This is a genomic window from Pseudoalteromonas sp. AOP31-A2-14, assembly GCF_052378035.1.
In the GTDB taxonomy this organism is placed as follows: Bacteria; Pseudomonadota; Gammaproteobacteria; order Enterobacterales; family Alteromonadaceae; genus Pseudoalteromonas.
Map to the genome: position 1 here is coordinate 1,121,161 of NZ_JBQSXI010000001.1, position 21,071 is coordinate 1,142,231.

General features: G+C 39.0%; 24 protein-coding genes, 2 tRNA genes and 2 pseudogenes. 17 read left to right on the top strand and 11 right to left on the bottom strand.

What is annotated here, in order from left to right:
- The first annotated feature begins 79 nt into the window (after positions 1 to 79).
- Entirely contained in the window at positions 80 to 466 is a 387-nt protein-coding gene (locus tag ACT3S9_RS05240) for a response regulator (RefSeq protein ID WP_441834451.1), read from the top strand.
- Between the two features lie 37 nt (positions 467 to 503).
- Positions 504 to 800 (top strand): PilZ domain-containing protein, encoded by a 297-nt coding sequence (locus ACT3S9_RS05245; RefSeq protein ID WP_441834450.1) that lies wholly within the window; start codon positions 504 to 506, stop codon positions 798 to 800.
- A 13-nt stretch (positions 801 to 813) separates the two neighbouring features.
- Here ACT3S9_RS05245 and ACT3S9_RS05250 read toward each other — a convergent pair whose 3' ends face one another.
- The gene (locus tag ACT3S9_RS05250) at positions 814 to 2,004 is read right to left on the bottom strand and encodes a class I SAM-dependent methyltransferase (protein ID WP_441834449.1); all 1,191 of its coding nucleotides are present in this window, start codon (positions 2,002 to 2,004) and stop codon (positions 814 to 816) included.
- 139 nt (positions 2,005 to 2,143) lie between these two features.
- On the opposite strand from ACT3S9_RS05250, the gene ACT3S9_RS05255 reads away from it, so the two are divergent.
- From ACT3S9_RS05255 to ACT3S9_RS05265, 3 genes are all read left to right on the top strand, one after another.
- Positions 2,144 to 2,812, top strand: a complete 669-nt coding sequence (locus ACT3S9_RS05255) for an HD domain-containing protein (RefSeq protein WP_441834448.1) — start codon at positions 2,144 to 2,146, stop codon at positions 2,810 to 2,812.
- A 6-nt stretch (positions 2,813 to 2,818) separates the two neighbouring features.
- Complete coding sequence (locus ACT3S9_RS05260; RefSeq protein ID WP_441834447.1) at positions 2,819 to 3,229, top strand: VOC family protein; 411 nt, start codon at positions 2,819 to 2,821, stop codon at positions 3,227 to 3,229.
- Between the two features lie 175 nt (positions 3,230 to 3,404).
- Positions 3,405 to 4,073, top strand: a complete 669-nt coding sequence (locus ACT3S9_RS05265) for a M48 family metallopeptidase (RefSeq protein ID WP_441992754.1) — start codon at positions 3,405 to 3,407, stop codon at positions 4,071 to 4,073.
- A 122-nt stretch (positions 4,074 to 4,195) separates the two neighbouring features.
- Here the strand turns inward: ACT3S9_RS05265 and ACT3S9_RS05270 are convergent.
- Positions 4,196 to 4,280 (bottom strand) — tRNA-Tyr (locus ACT3S9_RS05270).
- Positions 4,281 to 4,327: 47 nt separating this feature from the next.
- Positions 4,328 to 4,412, bottom strand: a tRNA-Tyr gene (locus ACT3S9_RS05275).
- A 214-nt stretch (positions 4,413 to 4,626) separates the two neighbouring features.
- On the opposite strand from ACT3S9_RS05275, the gene ACT3S9_RS05280 reads away from it, so the two are divergent.
- The 3 genes from ACT3S9_RS05280 (at position 4,627) to ACT3S9_RS05290 (ending at position 5,490) form a co-directional block, all read left to right on the top strand.
- The gene (locus ACT3S9_RS05280) at positions 4,627 to 4,686 is read left to right on the top strand and encodes a hypothetical protein (RefSeq protein ID WP_441836523.1); all 60 of its coding nucleotides are present in this window, start codon (positions 4,627 to 4,629) and stop codon (positions 4,684 to 4,686) included.
- A gap of 82 nt (positions 4,687 to 4,768) precedes the next feature.
- Positions 4,769 to 5,041, top strand: a complete 273-nt coding sequence (locus ACT3S9_RS05285) for a VC2046/SO_2500 family protein (RefSeq protein WP_441993265.1) — start codon at positions 4,769 to 4,771, stop codon at positions 5,039 to 5,041.
- A 137-nt stretch (positions 5,042 to 5,178) separates the two neighbouring features.
- Positions 5,179 to 5,490, top strand: a complete 312-nt coding sequence (locus ACT3S9_RS05290) for a DUF6172 family protein (protein WP_441836519.1) — start codon at positions 5,179 to 5,181, stop codon at positions 5,488 to 5,490.
- A gap of 114 nt (positions 5,491 to 5,604) precedes the next feature.
- On the opposite strand, the gene queC is transcribed toward ACT3S9_RS05290, so the two are convergent.
- Positions 5,605 to 6,261, bottom strand: a complete 657-nt coding sequence (queC, locus tag ACT3S9_RS05295) for a 7-cyano-7-deazaguanine synthase QueC (protein WP_441836520.1) — start codon at positions 6,259 to 6,261, stop codon at positions 5,605 to 5,607.
- A gap of 149 nt (positions 6,262 to 6,410) precedes the next feature.
- Here queC and queE point away from each other — a divergent pair, with 149 nt between their 5' ends.
- Positions 6,411 to 7,076, top strand: coding sequence for a 7-carboxy-7-deazaguanine synthase QueE (gene queE, locus ACT3S9_RS05300; protein WP_441836521.1), 666 nt, complete (start codon positions 6,411 to 6,413; stop codon positions 7,074 to 7,076).
- A 167-nt stretch (positions 7,077 to 7,243) separates the two neighbouring features.
- On the opposite strand, the gene ACT3S9_RS05305 is transcribed toward queE, so the two are convergent.
- Complete coding sequence (locus ACT3S9_RS05305) at positions 7,244 to 8,413, bottom strand: polysaccharide lyase family 7 protein (protein WP_441836522.1); 1,170 nt, start codon at positions 8,411 to 8,413, stop codon at positions 7,244 to 7,246.
- Positions 8,414 to 9,764: 1,351 nt separating this feature from the next.
- On the opposite strand from ACT3S9_RS05305, the gene ACT3S9_RS05310 reads away from it, so the two are divergent.
- The 3 genes from ACT3S9_RS05310 to ACT3S9_RS05320 all read left to right on the top strand — a co-directional run bounded on the left by ACT3S9_RS05310 (position 9,765) and on the right by ACT3S9_RS05320 (position 12,560).
- Complete coding sequence (locus tag ACT3S9_RS05310; RefSeq protein WP_441993266.1) at positions 9,765 to 10,289, top strand: ZrgA family zinc uptake protein; 525 nt, start codon at positions 9,765 to 9,767, stop codon at positions 10,287 to 10,289.
- A gap of 404 nt (positions 10,290 to 10,693) precedes the next feature.
- Entirely contained in the window at positions 10,694 to 12,334 is a 1,641-nt protein-coding gene (locus tag ACT3S9_RS05315) for an HAD family acid phosphatase (RefSeq protein ID WP_441836634.1), read from the top strand.
- A gap of 37 nt (positions 12,335 to 12,371) precedes the next feature.
- Positions 12,372 to 12,560, top strand: a complete 189-nt coding sequence (locus ACT3S9_RS05320) for an SEC-C metal-binding domain-containing protein (protein WP_441836635.1) — start codon at positions 12,372 to 12,374, stop codon at positions 12,558 to 12,560.
- 117 nt (positions 12,561 to 12,677) lie between these two features.
- Here ACT3S9_RS05320 and ACT3S9_RS05325 read toward each other — a convergent pair.
- The 4 genes and pseudogenes from ACT3S9_RS05325 to ACT3S9_RS05340 form a co-directional block, all read right to left on the bottom strand.
- Positions 12,678 to 13,028, bottom strand: a pseudogene (locus ACT3S9_RS05325) (DUF3299 domain-containing protein); the annotation flags it as partial.
- Positions 13,029 to 13,087: 59 nt separating this feature from the next.
- Positions 13,088 to 14,191 carry an ISAs1 family transposase gene (locus ACT3S9_RS05330; RefSeq protein WP_096793603.1) on the bottom strand — a complete coding sequence of 368 codons (1,104 nt, stop codon included), beginning with the start codon at positions 14,189 to 14,191 and terminating at the stop codon, positions 13,088 to 13,090.
- Between the two features lie 90 nt (positions 14,192 to 14,281).
- Positions 14,282 to 15,418 carry an ISAs1 family transposase gene (locus ACT3S9_RS05335; RefSeq protein ID WP_008466968.1) on the bottom strand — a complete coding sequence of 379 codons (1,137 nt, stop codon included), beginning with the start codon at positions 15,416 to 15,418 and terminating at the stop codon, positions 14,282 to 14,284.
- A gap of 57 nt (positions 15,419 to 15,475) precedes the next feature.
- A complete protein-coding gene (locus tag ACT3S9_RS05340; RefSeq protein ID WP_441995318.1) occupies positions 15,476 to 15,706 on the bottom strand; it encodes a hypothetical protein in 231 nt (76 codons plus the stop codon).
- Positions 15,707 to 15,788: 82 nt separating this feature from the next.
- Here ACT3S9_RS05340 and ACT3S9_RS05345 point away from each other — a divergent pair, with 82 nt between their 5' ends.
- From ACT3S9_RS05345 to ACT3S9_RS05360, 4 genes and pseudogenes are all read left to right on the top strand, one after another.
- Entirely contained in the window at positions 15,789 to 16,499 is a 711-nt protein-coding gene (locus tag ACT3S9_RS05345; RefSeq protein WP_441836437.1) for an ABC transporter ATP-binding protein, read from the top strand.
- Positions 16,493 to 16,771 (top strand): hypothetical protein, encoded by a 279-nt coding sequence (locus ACT3S9_RS05350; RefSeq protein WP_441836436.1) that lies wholly within the window; start codon positions 16,493 to 16,495, stop codon positions 16,769 to 16,771. The genes ACT3S9_RS05345 and ACT3S9_RS05350 overlap by 7 nt, the downstream gene beginning before the upstream one ends.
- Before the next feature lie 11 nt (positions 16,772 to 16,782).
- Positions 16,783 to 17,730 (top strand): ABC transporter permease, encoded by a 948-nt coding sequence (locus ACT3S9_RS05355; RefSeq protein WP_441836435.1) that lies wholly within the window; start codon positions 16,783 to 16,785, stop codon positions 17,728 to 17,730.
- Positions 17,731 to 18,037: 307 nt separating this feature from the next.
- Positions 18,038 to 18,225 (top strand): annotated as a pseudogene (locus ACT3S9_RS05360) (IS5/IS1182 family transposase); the annotation flags it as partial.
- Positions 18,226 to 18,603: 378 nt separating this feature from the next.
- On the opposite strand, the gene bcp reads toward ACT3S9_RS05360, so the two are convergent.
- Positions 18,604 to 19,086: a thioredoxin-dependent thiol peroxidase gene (gene bcp, locus ACT3S9_RS05365; protein WP_441836434.1), complete on the bottom strand. Its 483-nt coding sequence runs from the start codon at positions 19,084 to 19,086 to the stop codon at positions 18,604 to 18,606.
- 10 nt (positions 19,087 to 19,096) lie between these two features.
- Entirely contained in the window at positions 19,097 to 19,630 is a 534-nt protein-coding gene (locus tag ACT3S9_RS05370) for a glycine cleavage system protein R (protein WP_441836433.1), read from the bottom strand.
- A gap of 353 nt (positions 19,631 to 19,983) precedes the next feature.
- Between ACT3S9_RS05370 and bamC the strand changes: the two genes are divergently transcribed.
- Positions 19,984 to 21,045 (top strand): outer membrane protein assembly factor BamC, encoded by a 1,062-nt coding sequence (bamC, locus tag ACT3S9_RS05375; RefSeq protein WP_441836432.1) that lies wholly within the window; start codon positions 19,984 to 19,986, stop codon positions 21,043 to 21,045.
- Positions 21,046 to 21,071 lie beyond the last annotated feature (26 nt).

Consider the following 21,071-nt stretch of genomic DNA (forward strand, 5'->3'; position numbering starts at 1 on the left):
ATGCTTAGTATCGTTACTTGGAGTGCATTTTAGGTGGTTTGTAAACTATCATGGAATTTGAGAAGGAACAGCCATATTTATGTCTTCATTCTTATGTAAAGTCCCGCGTTTGCTTGTGGTGGATGATGAATATTTTAATTATGAAATGCTTGAAATAGCATTATCAAAAGACTTTGAGCTAGGTTATGCCAACTCAGGCCAAAACTGTTTGTCATCGGCAATTGCTGAGCCTCCTGATGTCATTTTACTGGATGTTTGTATGCCAGGGCTTGATGGTTATGATATTTGTCGGCTACTAAAAAACACCCCAGAAACTCGCAATATTCCTGTAGTGATGCTGTCAGGGCTTGAATCAGACCAAGAAAAACAAGCGGGCTTTGATGCTGGGTGTGACGCCTACGTAGTAAAACCATTTTCTATAAATGTGCTATTTGAGAAAATTAATACACTTGTTAAGGGCTGTTGATCTTTTGGGATTAAAATTCGTTCTTAGGAGTTAAACTATGTCTAGCGAAGGCAAACACAGCCTCAGACGCATGCAGATTAATGCAGAAGCAAAATTACAAACCCTTGAGCCATTTGCGGGGAATCATTATCAAGCCACGTGTGTAGATTTAAGTGCAACGGGGTTATCGTTACACTTAAATGAGTTATTAGAACTGGGTACACTAGTAAAAGTAAATATTGATTCAGCAAGTGATATTATCGCGCCTTTAGAAACCACGGCAAAGGTTATTCGTGCCAGTAAAGAAAGTGATGGCACGGTGACCGCAGAGCTTGAGATTATTCAGTTTAACTAAACCGATAAACGCATTAGTAAACTTTACAAATTAAGCCTTTTAAGTAAAACCCTTCAGGATAACTACCTGCTATAGGGTGGTCGGCGGCTTGATTTAAGCGTTCCATAATAAGTAAATCTTTACCGGCATCAAGCGCGGCATCAGCCACCACTTTTTGAAACAAGTTTTGCTCCATTAATCCTGAGCATGAGAAAGTCAGTAATGTGCCACCGGGTTTTAAAATCTGCATGGCAATCATGTTGATATCTTTATAACCACGACATGCACCAGTGAGCTGCGCTTTATTATCAGCAAACTTTGGCGGGTCCATTACAATGGTGTCAAATAACACACCATCTTCGCGATATTGGCGCAGCAGTTTAAATACATCCTGCTTCACAAAATCGACTTTATTTAAATCAAGGTTATTGTGCTCTACATTACGTTTAGCGGTATCGAGTGCGGGTTGTGATACATCAACATTCGTTACATGCTCACAGCCACCACGCAGTGCGTACAACGAAAAAGTGCCGGTGTAGCTAAAGCAATTAAGTACTTTTTTATCTTTTGAAAAACGTTCAAGGGCAGCACGGCTATCGCGTTGATCAAGATAAAAACCAGTTTTATGCCCGTCGATAATATCAACTTCCACTTTTAAGCCGTTTTCTTCAATCAAAATTGGCTGCTCTGGTTTTTTACCCCATAGCACACCCGTGGTCGGCTCAAGACCTTCTTTATTGCGCACCTCTACATCCGAACGTTCATAGACATCACAGCCTGGGAATATGGTTATTAGTGCTGCGACTATTTCACCTTTATGGCGTTCAGCGCCGGCGCTGAGCAACTGACAGACTAATACGTTATCAAATTTATCAATAGTTATACCGGGTAAAAAGTCTGACTCGGCGGCGCATAAACGAAAACCTGTTAATCCGCCTTCACTAATCACTTGCTCGCGCGAAGAAAATGCACGACGTAAACGGCGTTCAAAAAAGTGCTGATCAATGACTTCTTTTTCATCAAAGCTCCAAATCCTGGCGCGAATTTGTGAATGTGGGCTGTAAGCGGCTGTTGCTAAAAATTTACCGTCATTGTCATGAATTGTAACTGTGTCACCTAATCCTGGTTTACCTTTTATTTTTTTTATGGCTTTAGAAAATAGCCACGGGTGCTTTCTTTTTAATGATTTTTCGCGTCCGGTTTGCAGATAAAGGGCAGATGACATAAGAACTTCTCAGGCTGATATAAAGAGCGAGTTATTTTAGAGAAGCCACGGCAAACATACAATGAATGTTTTGTACAAAGGTCTTATACACGTTAAAATAAGCAGACTTTCAACTAGTTAATTGGTCGTTTATTAAGTTATGGCGCATTTAGCCCCGCAAACTGAGTTACCCCCGCAACTTGTACAATTAGAGCAGGCGTGTCGAGAGTTTATTTTGTCATTAGTGCATGCTGATGTTGCCCACGATATTACCCATATAGAGCGTGTCGTACGCGTTGCAAAACAGCTTTGCATCGCAGAGCAGGCGCAAATGGAAGTGGTACTGCCAGCAGCATGGCTACATGATTGTGTGGCGGTTGCAAAAAATCACCCTGATCGAGCAAAAGCTTCAACTATGGCCGGAGATAAAGCGATTAGTTTTTTAACTGAGCTTGGTTATGACAGTCAATATTTTTCAGCTATTCATCATGCCATAGCTGCACATAGCTTCAGTGCAAATATAGCGGTACAAAGTGTCGAAGCGCAGATAGTGCAAGACGCCGATCGTATGGATGCACTGGGGGCAATTGGCGTCAGTCGTTGTATGAAAGTAGGAGGCTCGATTGGTCGTCACTTATACAACGCAGAGGACCCTTTTTGTAATCAACGTACTCCTAATGACCACTTGTATACACTTGATCACTTTTATATTAAGTTGATGCATATTGCCAATAGCATGAATACGCCTTCAGCCGAAGCAGAAGCGGCGCGCCGCACGACCTACATGCATGAATTTCTAGAACAACTGAAGTCTGAGATTGGACAGTAGTACATAATGACTATACCTACGTTGTCTGGAGTCGACCACTGTCATTTAAATGTTGATGATATAACGAAAGCGCTCATTTGGTATGAGCAAGTACTGGGTTTTACAGTTGTGCCAGAACTTGAGTTTTGGCATGAAGATAAAGGTCCATTGACGCTAGAAGACGCTGCAAGCACAATCCGTTTAGCACTATTTGAAGGAAATGGCAGCAGTAAAAGTATTGCATTTGCGGCCACTGGAGAGCAGTTTTTAGCGTGGCTGAAGCATTTTAAAAACCATGAAATTAAAACCATTGTGGCCGACCATCAGGTTACTTTTTCACTGTACTTTAAAGATCCAAGTAGTAATAGTCATGAGATCACAAGCCATGACTATGCGTTTATCAAGGGTACAATTGATCCTTCATTCTTGGTTGGCTGAGTGCACTTTTTATACTTTATTAAAATCTAATAAGGTAACTGGCGACATGGCAAAGTTAAGAAATCTCTGAGTTATTTTACTGATTTAGTTAATTATAGATATATTAGGTATATCATTTGTTTGTTCATCTGGATTAAAGAGCAAAAACTTGTTTGAGTATAATCTAAAGCGAAGTATGCGACGTAAAACGGTTGCAATAAAAGTACATCAAGAGCAACTGACTGTGTATGCGCCGCATTTTGTAAAAGAAGCTGATATAAAGAAGTGGTTGAACTCGCAAGCTCAGTGGATCACCAAGCAATTAAATAAGCAACAATCACAAGTTGATACTCGTCAATACCCACTTAAAACTCATCAAGTAAAACTGTTCAGTGAGCCTTTAACCGTTATTTTTGAGCAAGGGAAGTTAACTCAGTGGCATTTTAGTTCTGAGTTTCAAATGGTTACTTTAACAATTTCAGGGCGTGTGAAAAAGCACCATAATGCTTATCAAAATTTGCTTGAGGCATTTTTACATAAACAGCTCGAAAGTTATGTTGAAATGCGTGTTGGTCATTATTGCCAGTTGATGGACGAATCACTCCCTGAACAAATAACCATCCGCCAATATAAAAGACGCTGGGGCAGTTGTAATAGTCGTCGTGAACTCACTTTTAATATTATGCTAGCTGCAGCGCCGCAGTGGGTAATTGATTATGTAATTGTTCATGAGTTGGCGCACCTTCGATTTTTAAATCACAGTAGTCACTTTTGGCAGTATGTTAACAATTATTACCCGGACTATAATAAAGCCACCAAATGGTTAAAACAGCATGGCATGAGCTTGCAGTGGGTGTTTGAGTAAGTTAGTGAAGTTAAAGTTATAAGTTAGCTAAGATTAAGCTGTAACATAAAGCAAAGGTACAAAAGTAAAATTAAAATTTAGTAGGGGAAAAGTTTTAAAGAATAATAAAGCAGGAAGAAAAGTGGTGGAGGGAGCTGGATTCGAACCAACGAAGGCTGAGCCGTCAGATTTACAATCTGATCCCTTTGGCCGCTCGGGAACCCCTCCACACTAATTTGTTGCATCTACATCCACTTAACTGAGCGATAGAAAAGTGGTGGAGGGAGCTGGATTCGAACCAACGAAGGCTGAGCCGTCAGATTTACAATCTGATCCCTTTGGCCGCTCGGGAACCCCTCCAATGCAACGGCGCTGATAATAGCAAACTTGATATTTAAGTAAAGAAAAAAGCTAAAGAAAAATGAAATTAAATCGATAAAAACTTATCTTGGTATTTAATAGGCTAAAGTCTATGCAAATCGATTGTTTGTTAATCACAGAGAGTCAACTTTCTTCCAGACTCAACTAGAGTGTGCAATAACAGCGTCGCGGGGAGTTTGGTTTATTATTAGCCATGCTGTCTTATGATGCGTTGGATTTTAGTCAATTTCATTTATCTAAAAACAGAACTTAACAACTCACAGCCGAATAGTGAACAGCTACGTAAATAGTTAGGCGCAGGTCCAGAGCAATTATTAGCCACTAACGAATTGGAGATGCTGGTTGGTCAACACAATGCAAAACGACTACGTGAAAGCGGGCTTGGTGATATTCGTTTGCGTCATTATCTCACGCCTGAGCTATTAGTAATTCGTGATGATAAAACCCCGGTGTCTTTAGGTATAATTGATAACTATGAGCTAGTCGTGCGTAAGCGCCATCAACAAAGCCATATTCATGGTGAAACCCCAGTAATGGATGCCGCGGCATTTTATGCTGGTTTAACAAATTCTGATTTACATCAGTCATTGCATCTTACTAGCGCATAAACTGATAATATTTTATTGCTTAAACTTTAAAAAAAGCCCCCATTCTTTGTGAGCAATTGCTATAATGTCGCAAATGGCATTGCGCAATATAATTTATGTGATGGCATTATTATTAAATTAAGGTAATTAGGAACGTAATGAAAAAAACATTCACGCTGAATCACGAGAAAATCAAATATCCTCGTATGGTTGATGCCGCTAAACACGAAGTTAAAAAGTATCTGAAGAGAGAGCGTAATAAAACTTTACCGGATGAAGCTAATTATTGGGCGTTTGATTGCAAATTTGGTAATACGGCCGAAACAGCGCAAGTAGTTCATGTTGCCGAAATCACAAAGCACATTAGCGAAATTGAAAGGCAAGAATTAACATCGTTTTATGTTGAAATACTTGCTCGCCCAGCACAACGTCAAGAAGTTGACTTTGATGAGGAAGATGGCGGCGAATAATATGCATTGCTTTACTTAGTGCTTTACGTAACACTAAAACTGAAAAAGCATTAAAAAACGCGGCCACAGTGCCGCGTTTTTTGTTTCTAGAGTATTTTACTTATGCTTGGCGCATTACTCATACTGTAAAGGGTCCACGGTATTATTAAGCTCAAAGGCTTCTAGCCGTTCTTGGCAGGCACCACATTTACCGCAGGCTTTATCGCGACCATTATAACAAGTCCATGTTTGGCTGTAGTCTAAGCCCATTTTTATACCATCAGTGAGAATATCAATTTTGCTATTATTTAAGTACGGGCTAAAAATCTCAACAGCATCGTAATTAGCAATACGGCAAACATCATCCATCTTTTCTACAAACTCAGGTCGGCAATCAGGGTAAATAGCATGATCCCCAGAATGAGCGCCATAGTAGACTTTACTTGCTTTAAGCGACACCGCATAACCCACAGCAAGTGAAAGCAAAATCATATTACGATTAGGCACTATGGTGCTTTTCATATTTTCGGCCTCGTAATGACCTTCGGGTACATCAATATCATCGGTCAGTGATGAGCCACCAATTAATTGATTAATTGCCGAGATATCGACAATTTTATGTGCAACACCAAGTTTTTTACATACATCAGCCGCGACTTTTAATTCTTTTACATGACGTTGCCCATAGTCAAACGACAATGCATAGACTTCGCAGCCTTGCTGTAAGGCTTTATTTAATACGGTAAATGAGTCCATACCGCCGGAATAAATCACAACTACTTTTTGCGTCATAACTGCTTTACTCTTAGTTTTGATAGAGGTTTATATCAGGGCGCGATATACTACATGGCTTCAGCCTAAATAACAATTTATGCTCGGCACAAATGCTGTTATTTAGCCGTAAATACAACCTGTCAGTGATGTAGTAAGTAGGATTTCTTTTGTACAAAATTAATGAAGTATTTGAAACCATTCAAGGCGAAGCTAGTTTTACTGGCACGCCCTCTATATTTTTGCGTTTGCAAGGTTGCCCTGTTGGGTGTTCATGGTGCGACACAAAACAAACCTGGGCGGTAGATGATGTATATAAAGTGTCTCTTGGTGAAGCGGTAGAAAAAAAATCCGATTCAGATCATTGGGCAACGGCTACTGCTGAACAAATACTGACGCTTTTTCAAACCAGAGGGTATCAAGCCAAGCATGTTGTGATCACTGGTGGCGAGCCATGTATGTACGACTTAAACCCAGTATGTGAGTTACTGCATACTAACGGATTTAGTACGCAAATAGAAACTAGCGGCACTTTTGAAATATTAACACCAGCACAAACATGGGTCACTGTATCACCAAAGATCAATATGCGCGGCGGCTATAAAGTACTGACTAGCGCCATGCAGCGCGCAGATGAAATTAAGCATCCCGTTGCTATGCAAAAACACGTAGAAGAACTAGAAGCGCTATTTAGTGAAACAAACGTATCACCAAAACTTGTGTATCTTCAGCCTATAAGTCAAAAAGTATCAGCAACCAAACTTGCCATCGACACTTGCATCGAAAAAAACTGGCGCTTGTCAGTGCAAGTACATAAGTATTTAGGAATAAGTTAAATAAGCTATAAGTGGTAAGTCGTTAATTTATAATTAGGTTATGTTGGGTGCTAGAGACTAACGTAAAAAGAGGCCGCTAATAATATGATAGCTTTGTATGGCATTGGGTGTCTTAGCTTATAAGGCCACCTTGATTTTAAAATCAAGGTGGCCTTATAAATGATTAACTAGTTAGTTACTCGAGTGTAGCTAACATTGGTCATGGTTACTTTAGATGTAGTAATACCTAAATCTTCAAAACATTCTTTGAATGAATTAGAGTTACCCGACTCACCGCAATCATCTAATGTAGATGTATCTTGAGATTGTAGGTAGTTACCAAACTTGAAGTAAGATTCTGAATCATCTTCTACCGGAATACCAAAAGTGGTACCTAAGGCCGTTACATCCACATCACCATAATTATTTACAACTCTTAGATTAAATGAGCCACCACTGGTAATGGTTCCAAGCGCAAACTTTTCTTCATTACCGCTAGTGTTTCGCAAGCGCACATAGACGTCAAAAATACCGTTACCCGCAGTACTATCATCAAAACCCGACTCAGATGAATCAGATACATATACTTTCATGATAGTCCCTGTATCACTTGCATGGTGTTGGGCAACAATTGTTTTCCCACCGTCAGACATGTCAACTTTAACGTTAGCTTCAAATTCTTCATAAGTGTCAGTCATCGCAACACGTAAGCTAGATTTAACTTTATACTCATGACGCCAACCATTGCCATTTGGAGTAATATGCTGAGCTTCCAAAGGTACAAATTCCAAGGTACTGTCATTAACCACTGGGTTAGGATTATCACCTTCAAGATCAAAAATACTACCACTGGTAATACTGCTTGGAATACCTGTTCCATTTTCATCATCATCACCACCAGCTGAACCACCGCCGCTGTCTGACTCTATAAGAGAAAAGTTATCAAAGCGAACATCACTTGAGCTATTGTTGTGCTTTGCAAAAACTTGCAATGAGTCTGTATTCGCAGAAGTAAATGTTTTAGATACTTTAGTCCATGATGGAACATCAAACTTTTTACTTTTGAACAAGCCATTAAGATCATTTACGCCAATTTCACCTTTGCCTAAGACGTATGCGCTCAATGTATATTCAGTACTTTGGTTTATATCTACATCTTGATGAACACGACCGGGACTGCCTTGAATTTTTAATGAGTGAGACCCGTCGTAGGCGTTTTCTGAGATAGCAGCAGGATCGACTTCATTCCAGCTGTTCCAGCCATCTTCAAAGCCTGAGTTATCAATAGTTGCAGCTTGTACGAAACTAGAGCATGCCGCCATAGTTGATAAAAGAAATAGAGATTTATGGTTAATCATTATCTTCATTTCTCCGAACTTGCATATGAAAACAATCTTACTACTTAGTTTAGTGAAAAATCACAAAACCTAGATCACCGCCTATAAGCAAGCTTAATTTGTGTATGAATTAATTGGTCATGTAGTTTGTATTTAATCATTACGATTGGAATTACAAACAGTCATTACCAGTTGAGTTGCCAGCTGAGAAAAACACAATGTATATTTCTTGACTTTTATTTGCAACAATTTATTTACTAGTAAGTAGGTACTAGCTTTGTTGTTTTAAATTATTTTTTATTTAATAAAAAGTTAATATAAACAACGGTTAAGGTGTTTGTTAAAGCAGTGATATATAATAGGGAAAAGAATAAAAAACATTTAAACTAATAAGTAAGTACTACTTTTAGGAAGTGTGTTAATTTAATAGAAAAAATAAAAAGAAGTTAATTGTATTTTTCATTAGTAGTAAAGGTTGTATTCAGAAAATACCCCTTCGACCTTAATTGGTCAACCAATTATGTTTGACAAACTTAAGTAAAGGGCTTAATGCGGGTAAAAACCTTGATTTTATATATTAAATAAACCGCCAATTAAAGTCCTTATTTCAGAAATGCATCTAATTGAGCTTAAAAAAGCCTCTGGGTTTCAAGCCGGGTATCAGTGCATGTCGATAATTTCTCTTTGCAAAGCGAAGTTTAAAAGGTTACTTAGCTTGCAAGGCGCAAGCTTGTTGTATGATGAGGTTATTTATACACCTTTTATAATCAAATTCGTAAGCCTACGTTAACTCATTAGTGCGAGAGTTCGTTATTTCAGACGCTATATAAATTTACTTTAAACATGCTGGATACAGCCCTTTATAAGTGACGTAATGTATCCCCCTGTTAACACACTTACAGGCGAAGTTGGTTTCATCACCGATAACTAAATAGCAAAGGCGCACATATCAATTACTTCACTAGTTGAGCGGTTTAACTCAAACGTAACTAGCTGTGAGCTACGCTCATCGAACGTTATACTTTTCATGTAAATGGGCAAAGTTAGCAGCTGAAATATGAAGTTGGGTTTAACTTTTAGCTATTATAGCTAATACAAATTTATCGTTATTACCGGTTATTTTCCTTCAATTTCAACACTTACTACAGCGCTCCCTTTACCCTCGTTATTAACTACTTGTCCTTCGATTGCTTGCGCTAATACGCTCGCTAATAATAATGTATTTATAAGGAGCGCTGCTTAAGTTAATTTATACATCTCTGACTGCGTAATATTATCTTTTTTAATGCGGTATGTTATATTGTAACGGTTTAGGGCAGGCTGCTCCTCTTATTTTCAGCTACTTAGATAAACGTTAAATATAGGTTTGCTTATGAAAAAGTTTACTAAAGGGCTCGCATTCGCGCTTTTATTAAGTGTTGGTTTTAGTGTTTATGCTCAAAAACATGTTCATGGACAAGGTGAATTACACATTGTTCAAGAGGGGAGTTTGCTGCAAGTGCAATTTATTATACCGGCAGTCGATGCTGTAGGTTTTGAGCGCCAAGCGGCTAACTCGTCTCAAAAAAAAGCCATTAGCGTATTAGCTAAGCAACTAAAAGATAGTAGTCATACTATTGATATTAAAGGGAACTGCATTTTAAAAAGTGCTGAAAATTCGCTCTCACATAATCTCGACCTGCATGATCACGAGCAAAGTGACGAGCATAAACACGATCATCATAATATTGAGGTCAATTACCATTTTAACTGCGATACACAGATTGCTGGCTTTTCGGTAACACTATTTTCTTTAATGCCTTCGCTTAATATGCTTTACGTGCAGTGGATTAATAATACAGGACAAGGCGCAGTAGAGGTGACACGCAATAACCCCTTTATAAACTTGCCAAGTTAGCTTAAAGACGCTGAACCACTATAACCTAAATATAAACAGTTAATTTTACCCGCACTTATTATGCAAATGGAACACGTTATAGGTACGCGAGTGTAAACAGCCGTAAAACGAGAAGATGAACAAGCCTTTGTTAAAATTTAATGCTAAAAATCTGCTGTTTTATGAAGATACCGTGCCCACGTTAAAGCAGACTTTAGCGTCAAATAACGATATTGACATAAACGACTACAACTTTAAAATTGAACATCAAGAAAGCTTACACGACACTGCGCCGTTGTGTACGATCAAAAAACTCCATAGCAACGCATTAATGAAGAGCGAACATTTAACTAAAAGGCATTGTATACTTAGCGAAGAATTTTAATGAGCCGCAAGTAGAGCAACAAAAAACCAAAGGACACGAAATGAATGCGTTTAATTTATTAACTATTACCTGTATAGCTACCCTAAGTATTGGCTGTACATCAACCATAGCCCCTGAATTAACGGGAAGCTCTACAAGCGATGAAGTCGTTACTAACATACAAAGTCAAAGTGTATCGCAGCCGTTAAAGGTGGCAACATGGAACGTTGAGCACCTTGCTTTCCCAATTGATACAGGCTGTAGAATAAGAACGCCAAACGAAATAGCAGCAATGAAAGTGTATGCAAAAAACTTAAACGCAGACATTATCGCCTTGCAAGAAGTGGACTCTAAGTCGGCGTTACAGCAAATATTCTCAGAGGATGATTGGCAGCTAATAATGTCAACCAGAGCAGATAGCCCAGCTTATACATGCAGGCAAACAGGTGCTTCATCGACCCAGCAAAAAGTAGCCTTTGCTGTTAAAAAATCAGTTCCTGTATTAAATGTTACTCCTGTTGAACAACTTGCATTGGCAAGAGCAGGGCTTCGCTATGGCTTACAAATAACAGTTAATACACAGCAAGGCCCGACCGATATACTTAACGTGCATATGAAAAGCGGCTGCTTTGTAGACGACTACCTTAAAAGTGACTCCCCAGCATGTAAAACTTATGCAAAACAGGCGCCTGTACTTAATAATTGGATAGAAAAGCGCGAAAATTCAAGCACGCCTTATATTATTTTAGGTGATTTTAACCATCGTATTTCAGCGCCGTATAACCGCTTAACGCGTACCTTGCTTAATGACACTCGCTCAGCAAGCATTACTACTAGCCAGCTGCTAGGTTGTCATGAACGTTACCCAGCACCTATTGATCATATAATAGTAGGCGGTATTGATGATAAAAATATTGCTAAATCAGCTCAAGTCCATAAATATAAAAATATGGATGACAAAGCCATGTTGAGCGACCATTGTGCGGTATCGGTATCGGTATCGCTTTTTAATAGCCAAACTGCGCTGTCGCCTGCAGTTTTATGGCAGACAAAAAGTAAAGAGTACCAAGCATTAACAACCTACATGTATCAGCAAGCTCAAACCGCCGTAACTTACTTGCCTAGCAAAGCGAGTAACTGGGTCGCAGTAATGGACGTAGACGAAACCGTTCTTGATAACTCGGCTTACCAAAAACAAACCGAGCTTAGTGGAAAAGGTTACACACCAAAAACATGGCAGGCATGGGTAAAAAGCGAAAACGCTACGTTAGTCCCTGGCGCTAAATCGTTTATAGAAGCGGTATTTAAACATGGCGGTAAAGTTGCGCTAGTTACCAATCGTGATAAATCAAACGACATGCACACATGGAATAATCTTAAATCGGTTGGTTTATCTATTACCGCATCTAACACGTGTTTAATTGGGCGCTCGGACACCGATAAAACCGCTGTAGATGACAAGCGCTTTATGAACGATAAAGACTTACGTCGCCAACAGATAACGCAAGGTAGCGCCGATTGTTTTAACCTAAAAGGTGCTAAAAATAGCTGGCAAAAACCGCACGTTATTGAGTTTCAGGTGGGAGATAACATAGAAGACTTTAATGGTGTAACACAAGAAAACGCCAATATCGAGGCGTTACTACCGAGTTTAGGAAAGTCACTGTTTTTACTACCTAACTCTATGTATGGTTCGTGGTAGATGTACGATATATTATAATTTTTAGAAGGGGTTTAGTATGAACGAAAACAGTAAAGAGTTACCCGATACACCTTTTGGAGCAGAGAGTTCTAGTTGTAGTAATACAAGTTGTTGCCCACCTCCACAAAGTCCGTTAACTAGGACCACACCAAAAGTGGGGCGTAATGATCCTTGTGTTTGTGGTAATGGCCGTAAATATAAAAAGTGCTGCGGTAAAAACGCATAAACTGTCACATATTAGGTTGTATATAAATATAAGGGCTAAAACGGTGCGTTACTGTTTTGGCCTTTTTTGTAGTTAAATAAAAATATCTTCCCATCCTACATATTTATAAAACTCACTTTAATCCTCATAAGGTAAAACACGATCTAATTTAAACTGATATGCCGAAGTGCCTAATTCGTTTTCTACTGTGTTTATAGTTAACTTGCCTTCAAACCAAAATGCGTCGTAAAGGCTTTCAAGCTCAACACCTTGTTCAAAGTTAACGTAAATTATTTGATTAGGTGGCGGCGGTGGCAAGTGCAAACATGCGCCAAAATACGGCACTACAAAAAACTCCGTAATGCGTTTACCTTCTTCAGACTCAAGAGGCACAATAAAACCAGGAATACGGATGTTTGTGTTGTTATAACTTTCAATAACTCGTGCAGAGCTTAGTGCTTGATGATAGCGTTTATCTTTTTCGTTTTCAAATGGTTTAGCATCTAAACTCTCTAGAGTGCCAGGGAAAAATCATACTTGAGCGTTATTTATCCTAAAATAAGCTGCTCTCTTACCTCATCTGACCAAGCAGCCTGTTTCAACTTACCTTTCATACTGTCTTTTATCGCGCTTAATTTCGCTAAGTTCATCGCAAATCGTCTGAAGGTCGCCATATTCTCGGGGGCATCACCTCGACGAATACGTGAATCGTCTTCTTTAAATGTCATATCTAATACCCAGTGTGCTGAGTTTTCTATTCCCCAATGCTGGCGAATAGACTTGGCTACTTGCTCTGGGTTTATCCCTAGCGAGCTGATGTAATAACTCGTTTCCATTGTATGACTATCGCCAACATAACGCTGTCGTACTACCTCGACTATGGAGTTGAAATTGACCCAACCGTGGCGCTGCTCAAGCCAATCTGTCACCAACAGTTGAGTGTACGTGCGCTGCTCTATTCGACCATGCCCATCATTTACTGTTTCATGGCTATTTTGCTGGATGAGTGATGGCTGCTCTCGTCTGACTTTGTGATAGTAGGCTTGAATTTCTTTGTTCAATTTTCCTTGGTTATTCTTCACTTGCAGCAAATAGTCTCCGTCTTTCTTGCTGACGGCTTTCGTCACTTTCTTTAAACAATGCATCGCGTCTGCTGTGATGATATTGCCTTTAAGCTCAAGTAATTCAATAAGTGCCATCACTGTTGATACTTCATTCTTCTTACTTTTGGATTTGCATTGTGCTAGTACTAGGCCCTGTTCAACTGCATAAGCTGAAACACTGTGAATAGCTGTTTTTTTATCACCATCATAAGAATGGCGAAGTGTTTTACCGTCAAAGGCAATGACGCTTTGATTATTCGCATCTCTAAGCTCATTAACCCAAGAAACAAAACAAGCTAATAAAGCTTCAGGGGCCAGTGAGCTAATGATACGAGCAATCGTATCATCGACAGGAATACCATTTTCAAATGAACGAAACTTACGTAACCAAGTCAGTTTACTGTCACCGAATTGCTTAATATCCTTCCACCCTTCAGCACCTGAAATAATCGCAGTGACTGTAAGGAATATAACATCCAGCAATTCATGTTTTTTGTTGATGTGTGAACGAGTATCTTGAATGTCGTTGAAATGGTTGATGAATGACATGTTAATCGCCTTTGAGAAAAAGGCGATTTGATCACAGATTCGAAGTAATAATCAAGTTAAGTATGATCTTGCCCTGTCTAGAGTGCACGGCTAGCGCATTTTAATCCCAGACTCTAACAGGGTTGAGCGGTAATCATCGTCTAGCCCTGCCATTTTCTTTTTCCTCGCCATACTTGCTGACTTAGATGCATCTTGTTTAAAAAGCGCCATGGCTATCTTTCGCATTACATTAAACATTAATGGCCCTTGAAGTTTGCGTATTCTCGATTCATCTTCTCTGAAGTTCATATCAAGCATCCAATGCATGCTTTCAACCTGCCAGTGACTGCGTACTGCATTGAGTGCTTGCGCTGCATTTAAGTCTAATGAACTTATATACCAGCGTGTTTCAGTGGTATCCGACCCTGCCGACTTATCATGAACTTCAGCCCTGACCTTAATAATACTCGTTAAGCCAGGCCAACGATAATCCTTGCCTAGCCAGCTTTTATCTATAAGTAACTGCTGGCATGTACGTGTTTCAACACGCCCATGTCCTGAGCTTATTTCGGTATGTTCATCACAATTATGCTTAGTTAACCTTTCACGCTCGCACTTGTGCCACCACGCTTCTAGTTCCTTTTGCATGCCTGAATGATTACCTTTAAGTGCAAGAATATAATCTGCTTTTTGTTGGATGATTTGTTTTGCTATTTCTTGTTGGCATCCCATCGCATCTAACGTAATGATACTGTTTTCAATATCGAGCAGGGTGAGTAATTCTGGTATTGCGGTGATTTCATTTGTTTTATTATCAACAGCCGTCTGCCCAAGCACTAACTGGTGTTGGCAACTCCATGCACTGACCGTGTGTAAGGCACTTTTTCTGTCTTTTGTGGTAAATGAACGCCGTGCGGTTTTGCCATCGATAGCGATGATATCTGCACCTGTAGTTTCAATCAGTGATGATATCCAAGATTGAAATGCCCTTTCTATTTCATTTGCTTTTAACCGACACATGACGCGAGCAATCGTGTCATGTTTTGGAATTCCTGCGTTGAACGTGCCGTATTTTTTTAACCAATCAAGCTTTAGGTGCCCAAAGTCTTCAATATCTTCCCATCCTTCTGCACCAGAGAGTACAGCGCTAATAGCAAGGAGAAGAATATCGATAAGTTCATGCTTTTTACAACGTTCAATGCGAGGATCTGTAATTGAATTAAAATGTTTCAGAAAAGTAGTGCTCATATTTATGCGACCAAGTAATTATTATGCCTTGATCTGATCACTACTTGCTCTATAAGTTCAATTTATAATGATCTTGCCGTGCTCTAGAGTGTCTTCCTCTGAGCCATCTTCAATATCATATAAATAGTCTGGTGGGTTCAGCAAGGCATCTAAATCGTCTTTAGGCATTAACTGAGTCCATTCTACTTCTTCGTAGCTTGAGTTTTGAGCCTCAGATTCACAGGTAAATATTAAACTAGCCAGTGATATAATAAGGCAGGTGAGTACTTTAGTTACATTTTGTGACATATTTTAAACTCGATATGATTAATATTAGCAGTGAAAATGTTATAACATATCAGAAGATGTCAAACCATAGGAGTCTTTTCTGTTGGCTAACTCAATTACTTCTGGCTTAACTCTCTTAGCCATAAATATTAATCAGCTTAGTTATCGGTACAACAAGGCTGATAAAACATCATTTCATATACCCAAGTGGCAAGTAAAGAAAGGTGAACATGTATTTCTGTATGGCGACTCCGGCTCAGGTAAAACCACATTACTTAATTTACTCGCAGGGGTACTAACGCCACAAGCTGGTGATATATCCGTACTAGATCAAGCATTTTCTGTGCTGTCACCCAAGCAGCGTGACAGGTTTAGAGCACAACATATTGGTGTGGTGTTTCAGCAATTTAATTTAATTCCTTATTTAAGCGTTTTAAAAAATATTCAGCTTGCTAGTTATTTTGCTAAATCGGGTAACTTGCAAATAAAAAAAGAGGCATCAGAGCTACTGTTGAACCTAAAACTACCTGCAAATATACTACACAAACCAGCAAATACATTGAGTGTCGGGCAGCAGCAACGTGTAGCTATTGCCCGCGCATTAATAAACAAGCCTAAGTTGTTACTTGTTGATGAGCCGACCTCGGCGCTAGATGCATCAACACGAGACGTATTTATGGCGTTATTAATCTCTCTATGTCATCAGCACAATATAACGCTCGTATTTGTAAGTCATGATATGCACTTACAACAATTTTTTAAAACAAGTGTTGAAATGACTTCACTTTTAAAAGAGGAAAGCACCAAGTGTTAGTGTCCTTAGCGTGGAGTAGTTTAGGCAGTAGACGTAAATCGGTAATACTAACGTTTTTATCATTACTTATAAGCATTAGTGTGTTGTTAAGCGTTGAGCATATTCGCCAGCAAGCTAAAGAGAGCTTTAATAGAACTATTTCCGATGTTGATATGATTGTAGGTGCGCCAAGCGGGCAATTAAACCTTTTGTTGTACTCGGTATTTAGAATGGGTAGTCCGACTAACAATATTGATTATAAAAGTTACAAAACCTTAAAAACAGCTCATTAGTAGAGTGGGCTGTGCCTATTTCGTTAGGTGATTCGCACCGTGGTTTTAGAGTTATGGGCACTAACAACAGTTATTTTGAATACTTTAAATACGGCAGTAAGCAACCACTTACCTTTGAGCAGGGTCAGCCATTTGAGGCATTATTTGAAGCTGTTATAGGTGCTGATGTCGCCAAAAATCTCAATTATAAAATCGGCGATAACATAGTGATTGCCCATGGTATTGGTAACACCAGTTTTAAGCATCACGACAAAACACCATTTACGATAAAAGGCATACTTAAGCCAACAGGTACGCCAGTAGATAAAACCATACATGTGAGTTTGAACGCCATCGAGGCGATTCATTTATCGCTCGCCAAACAAAATCAATTACTTAAAAGTGCGACATCGGTAAATACCGAACCTGATAGCATTACTGCTGTTATGCTGGGTTTAAAATCTAAATTTACGACTTTTAAATTACAGCGCGATATAAATAACTACAAAGTCGATAGATTAATGGCAGTGTTACCTGGCGTTGCAATGACTGAGCTTTGGCAAATGATGGCAACAGTAGAAAACCTATTACGTGTTATTGGTATTTTAGTGTTGGTGTCGTCGTTATTTGGTTTATCAACCATGCTACTTGCATCTATGCAACAACGTAAAAGCGAAATCGCTGTACTGCGTGTATTAGGTCCAGGACCAAGCGTTATTTTTAGTTTAGTATTAGTAGAGGCGTTAATATTAGTCGTACTGGCGTGCGTATCAGCCGTTGCTTTACTCAGTTTAGCTTTGTGGTTACTCGCTGATTGGCTAGGCGCCACCTATGGATTATTTTTAGACGCGAATGTGCTTAGCCTCGAAACACTTAAAGTAGTAATTATAATAACCGTTGCGGCCATTATTACCTCGATTATTCCCGCTTATGAAGCGTATAAAAGTGCACTTCATAGCTCGCTTTCCTCTAAAAACTAGGGGTCTTTTTGATATGAAAAAACAGCATGAAGACAGGTATAATTGAATTCACTAAAAACGTTACACCGGATTCCCTCGCTAAGATGAGTGGGTCTTTGTTGACGGTAGAGCTGTCAGGGCTCATCCTCATCTATATAGTTGCGGCGCAAGAGCCACTAACAATAAATTAATTGAGAAAAGTGCATAACTGACAGTTTACTATTAATTACCTTGTGAAAATACTCATGATATCGCTCACGGAAGGTCACTTGTAGCCAAGTGTTCAAAAAGCAATGCGTATAGTGGGAAGCTAAAATAATCTACTGGTGATAAGAGCGCTAAACCCGTTATTCCACCAATGGATAACAGTTAGTGGGTAATGTAAATATCGACTAGTGTATATACAAATATAAATACTTAGTTGAGAATGCTTTTGGTCGAGTCAAGCAATATAGAAAAATAGCCACAAGGTATGTAAAGCTTGAACTAAACTATCATTCAATGCTCGCTTCGACATTACAATGATGTGGCTACCAATATAGGTTGATTGATATATGTACTATAAAGATCAAAAAAACCAAGTAAAACTTTAAAAAATCGCCATATAAACATTCACTTCAGTATCCGATATTTCGACTAAGAATGATCGGATAAACAAGGAATAGGGTTCATTATATGCACTCTTTCAATAGTGTTAGTGAGTTCTTAAAGCCAAACTATTTAAACCACTCAATAAAGTAACGCTACATATTGGCAGCGCTTTTTACTTGTGCTGGAAGACTTGGTTTACCGTTGGTTTTTGCTTTACTCAACTCTGACTAACACTATAGGGTGTGCTTTAACCGTTTAATGTTAAGTTTTCTTTGGCCTTGTAACTACATTTCTTGCGCTAAACTACATTTCTTGCGCTAAATAGTCCAGCACCACTTGGTGATGATCTTTGGTTTTGAATTTATCAAACAAGTGCTTAACTTTGCCGTCTTGGCCGATTAAGAAGCTTAAACGGTGGATGCCGTCATATTCTTTGCCCATAAATTTTTTATAACCCCATATACCGAATGCTTCTGCAATGGCGTGGTCTTCATCTGAGAGTAAATCAAAGTTTAGTTCTTTTTTGGTTTCAAAGTTTTTTAAACGTTTGATTGGATCTGGGCTAATACCCACAATGCGGGTATTTAATTTAGCAAGCTCGGCTTTTTTATCACGTAGGTTTTCAGCTTGTACGGTGCAACCAGGGGTAGATGCTTTAGGGTAAAAATACACTAGTACTTGCTGTTCTTTTAACAAGGTATCAAGGGCGATTGTGTCGCCATCTTGATTAGATAAACTAAAAGCGGGGGCTTTATCACCGGCTTGTAATGGACTAATTGTGTTCATACTTTGCTCCTTAGCGAATACGTCTAAAAATATAATCAACGTTGAGAGTGCGCGAAAGTGCTTCAAAGCTCACTTTGAAGTTATCTATGCTAACATCAACGGGGATGTTAAATTCAAGCTCGCAGCGCATTTTTGTGTGTTTTTCGTCTTCATAAGTATCTGACTTTAATGAGCAAATACTTATTTTATGATCAGCAAAAAAGCGCGTTACTTTGCTTAATGTGCCAGGGGTATCTGTACCTGTATATTCAAGGTTATAACCGGCGCAAAATTCACTTTGGTTATGGCTAGAGGTACGTTTCATCATGGTCAGTAAACCAAGTTCCATACCTTTAACAGGCAGCGCATGATCTACACGACTGATGGCCGACATATCGCCTGCTAGCAACATTATAAAAGAAAACTCATTGCCTAAAATTGCGATACGACTGTCTATAATATTGCAATGACAGTCACTAACCAATTGTGTTAACTCACTCACAATACCTGGGCGGTCTTCTCCAATAGCGGTTAAAACAATCTGATGATTTGTAAATGCAGTCATGAATTCAAATACCTAGATAAAGTAAATAATTACGGTCAAACACGCCTAATAGCGCCAAATGTAAAGGTGTACGACAGTCAAGTTTACCATAAAAAGGGCTCTAAACTATAGTTTGCTAGAATTAACCATGATTAAAGCACAGCCTTTCTTGTTTTTACGAGCGTGTGAAAGTACCATAGTCAAAGTCTTGCATTAAACTGCCTTTTTTATGATTAAGTGTTCATTCACATCCATAAGCGGCTTGTAAAAAATAAGAAATGTAAAATTAATATTGATTTTACACTGAACCAAATCGGCATAACCCACTCATATATTTGTTACAACAATTAAGGGTTTGCTAAGGAGAATTATCTGTGCAGTATTGGATCCCAAAAGCACTTGCTATAAGTGTATTGGTCGGCTTATCAGGCTGTAGCGTTTTTACTGATGAAGCGCACCATAAACGTAATTACCGAGCTGGTGAAGCGGTTAAAGCCCCACAAGGTTTAGAACAACCAGCCCAAGATCCAACTTACAAGATGGAAGTGGCTGAGTATGACAATAACCCTGAAGCAAAAAACTATCGCCCGCCAGCACAAGTTTTAACGGTCGCTGAAGGCAGTTGGGTTGAAGAAACAGATAAGCAAGCCCGTGTTTATTTTGATAAAAATGACGGTATTGCTGATTTAAACGAGTACATTTGGGATTCTATTCAAAGTGTACTTACAGAACATCAAGTCAAAACAGTCAATGAAGATAAGCTTCTTGGCACTATCGAAACAGGTTGGTATTCCATAATTAATCCTGAAGACGGTTGGTTTTGGGAGAATGAAACTGAAGTTTCACAGCAACGCTTTGTATTCAATATTGAAGAAAAATCACACCAACGCACTGCTTCTTTGAGTAGTAAATTAGTTGAATATAAAAGTGATGAAGTAGAGCTGACTCCGTTGTTACAACAACAGTTAGAAGTCCGCGCTTTAAACCAAATAATAGCGGAATTTGACTATCGCTACCGTCAACTTGTAATTGAGATGCGTAAAAAGCAAGGTATTATCTCGCTTGAAATGGGCTTTGACAATAAAGGTAATGCAGCTTTAGTAACTGAACAAGATTACTCTGCTGTATTTGACCGTTTTTCTGGTTTCCTTGAGCGCCTATCATTCACTATTGTTGAAATTGACCAAGAACGCGGTCTGATCACAGCTGATTATGTTAAGCCTGAATCAAGTGTATGGGATTCAATTTGGGGTGATGAATTGGCTGAATTACCAGTTGATGAGGGGCAGTATCAAATATTAGTCAGTCGCACAGATGATGGCGGCACCAGCTTAACGTGGATGGATGATGAAGGTAATACGCTAGAGCCTGGTACGATGAATAGCTTACAGCAAGCATTAGAAAGTGCCTTGCGACAACGCGGTATCAACATTTAATAAAAAGTGAAACATCCACCACAAAA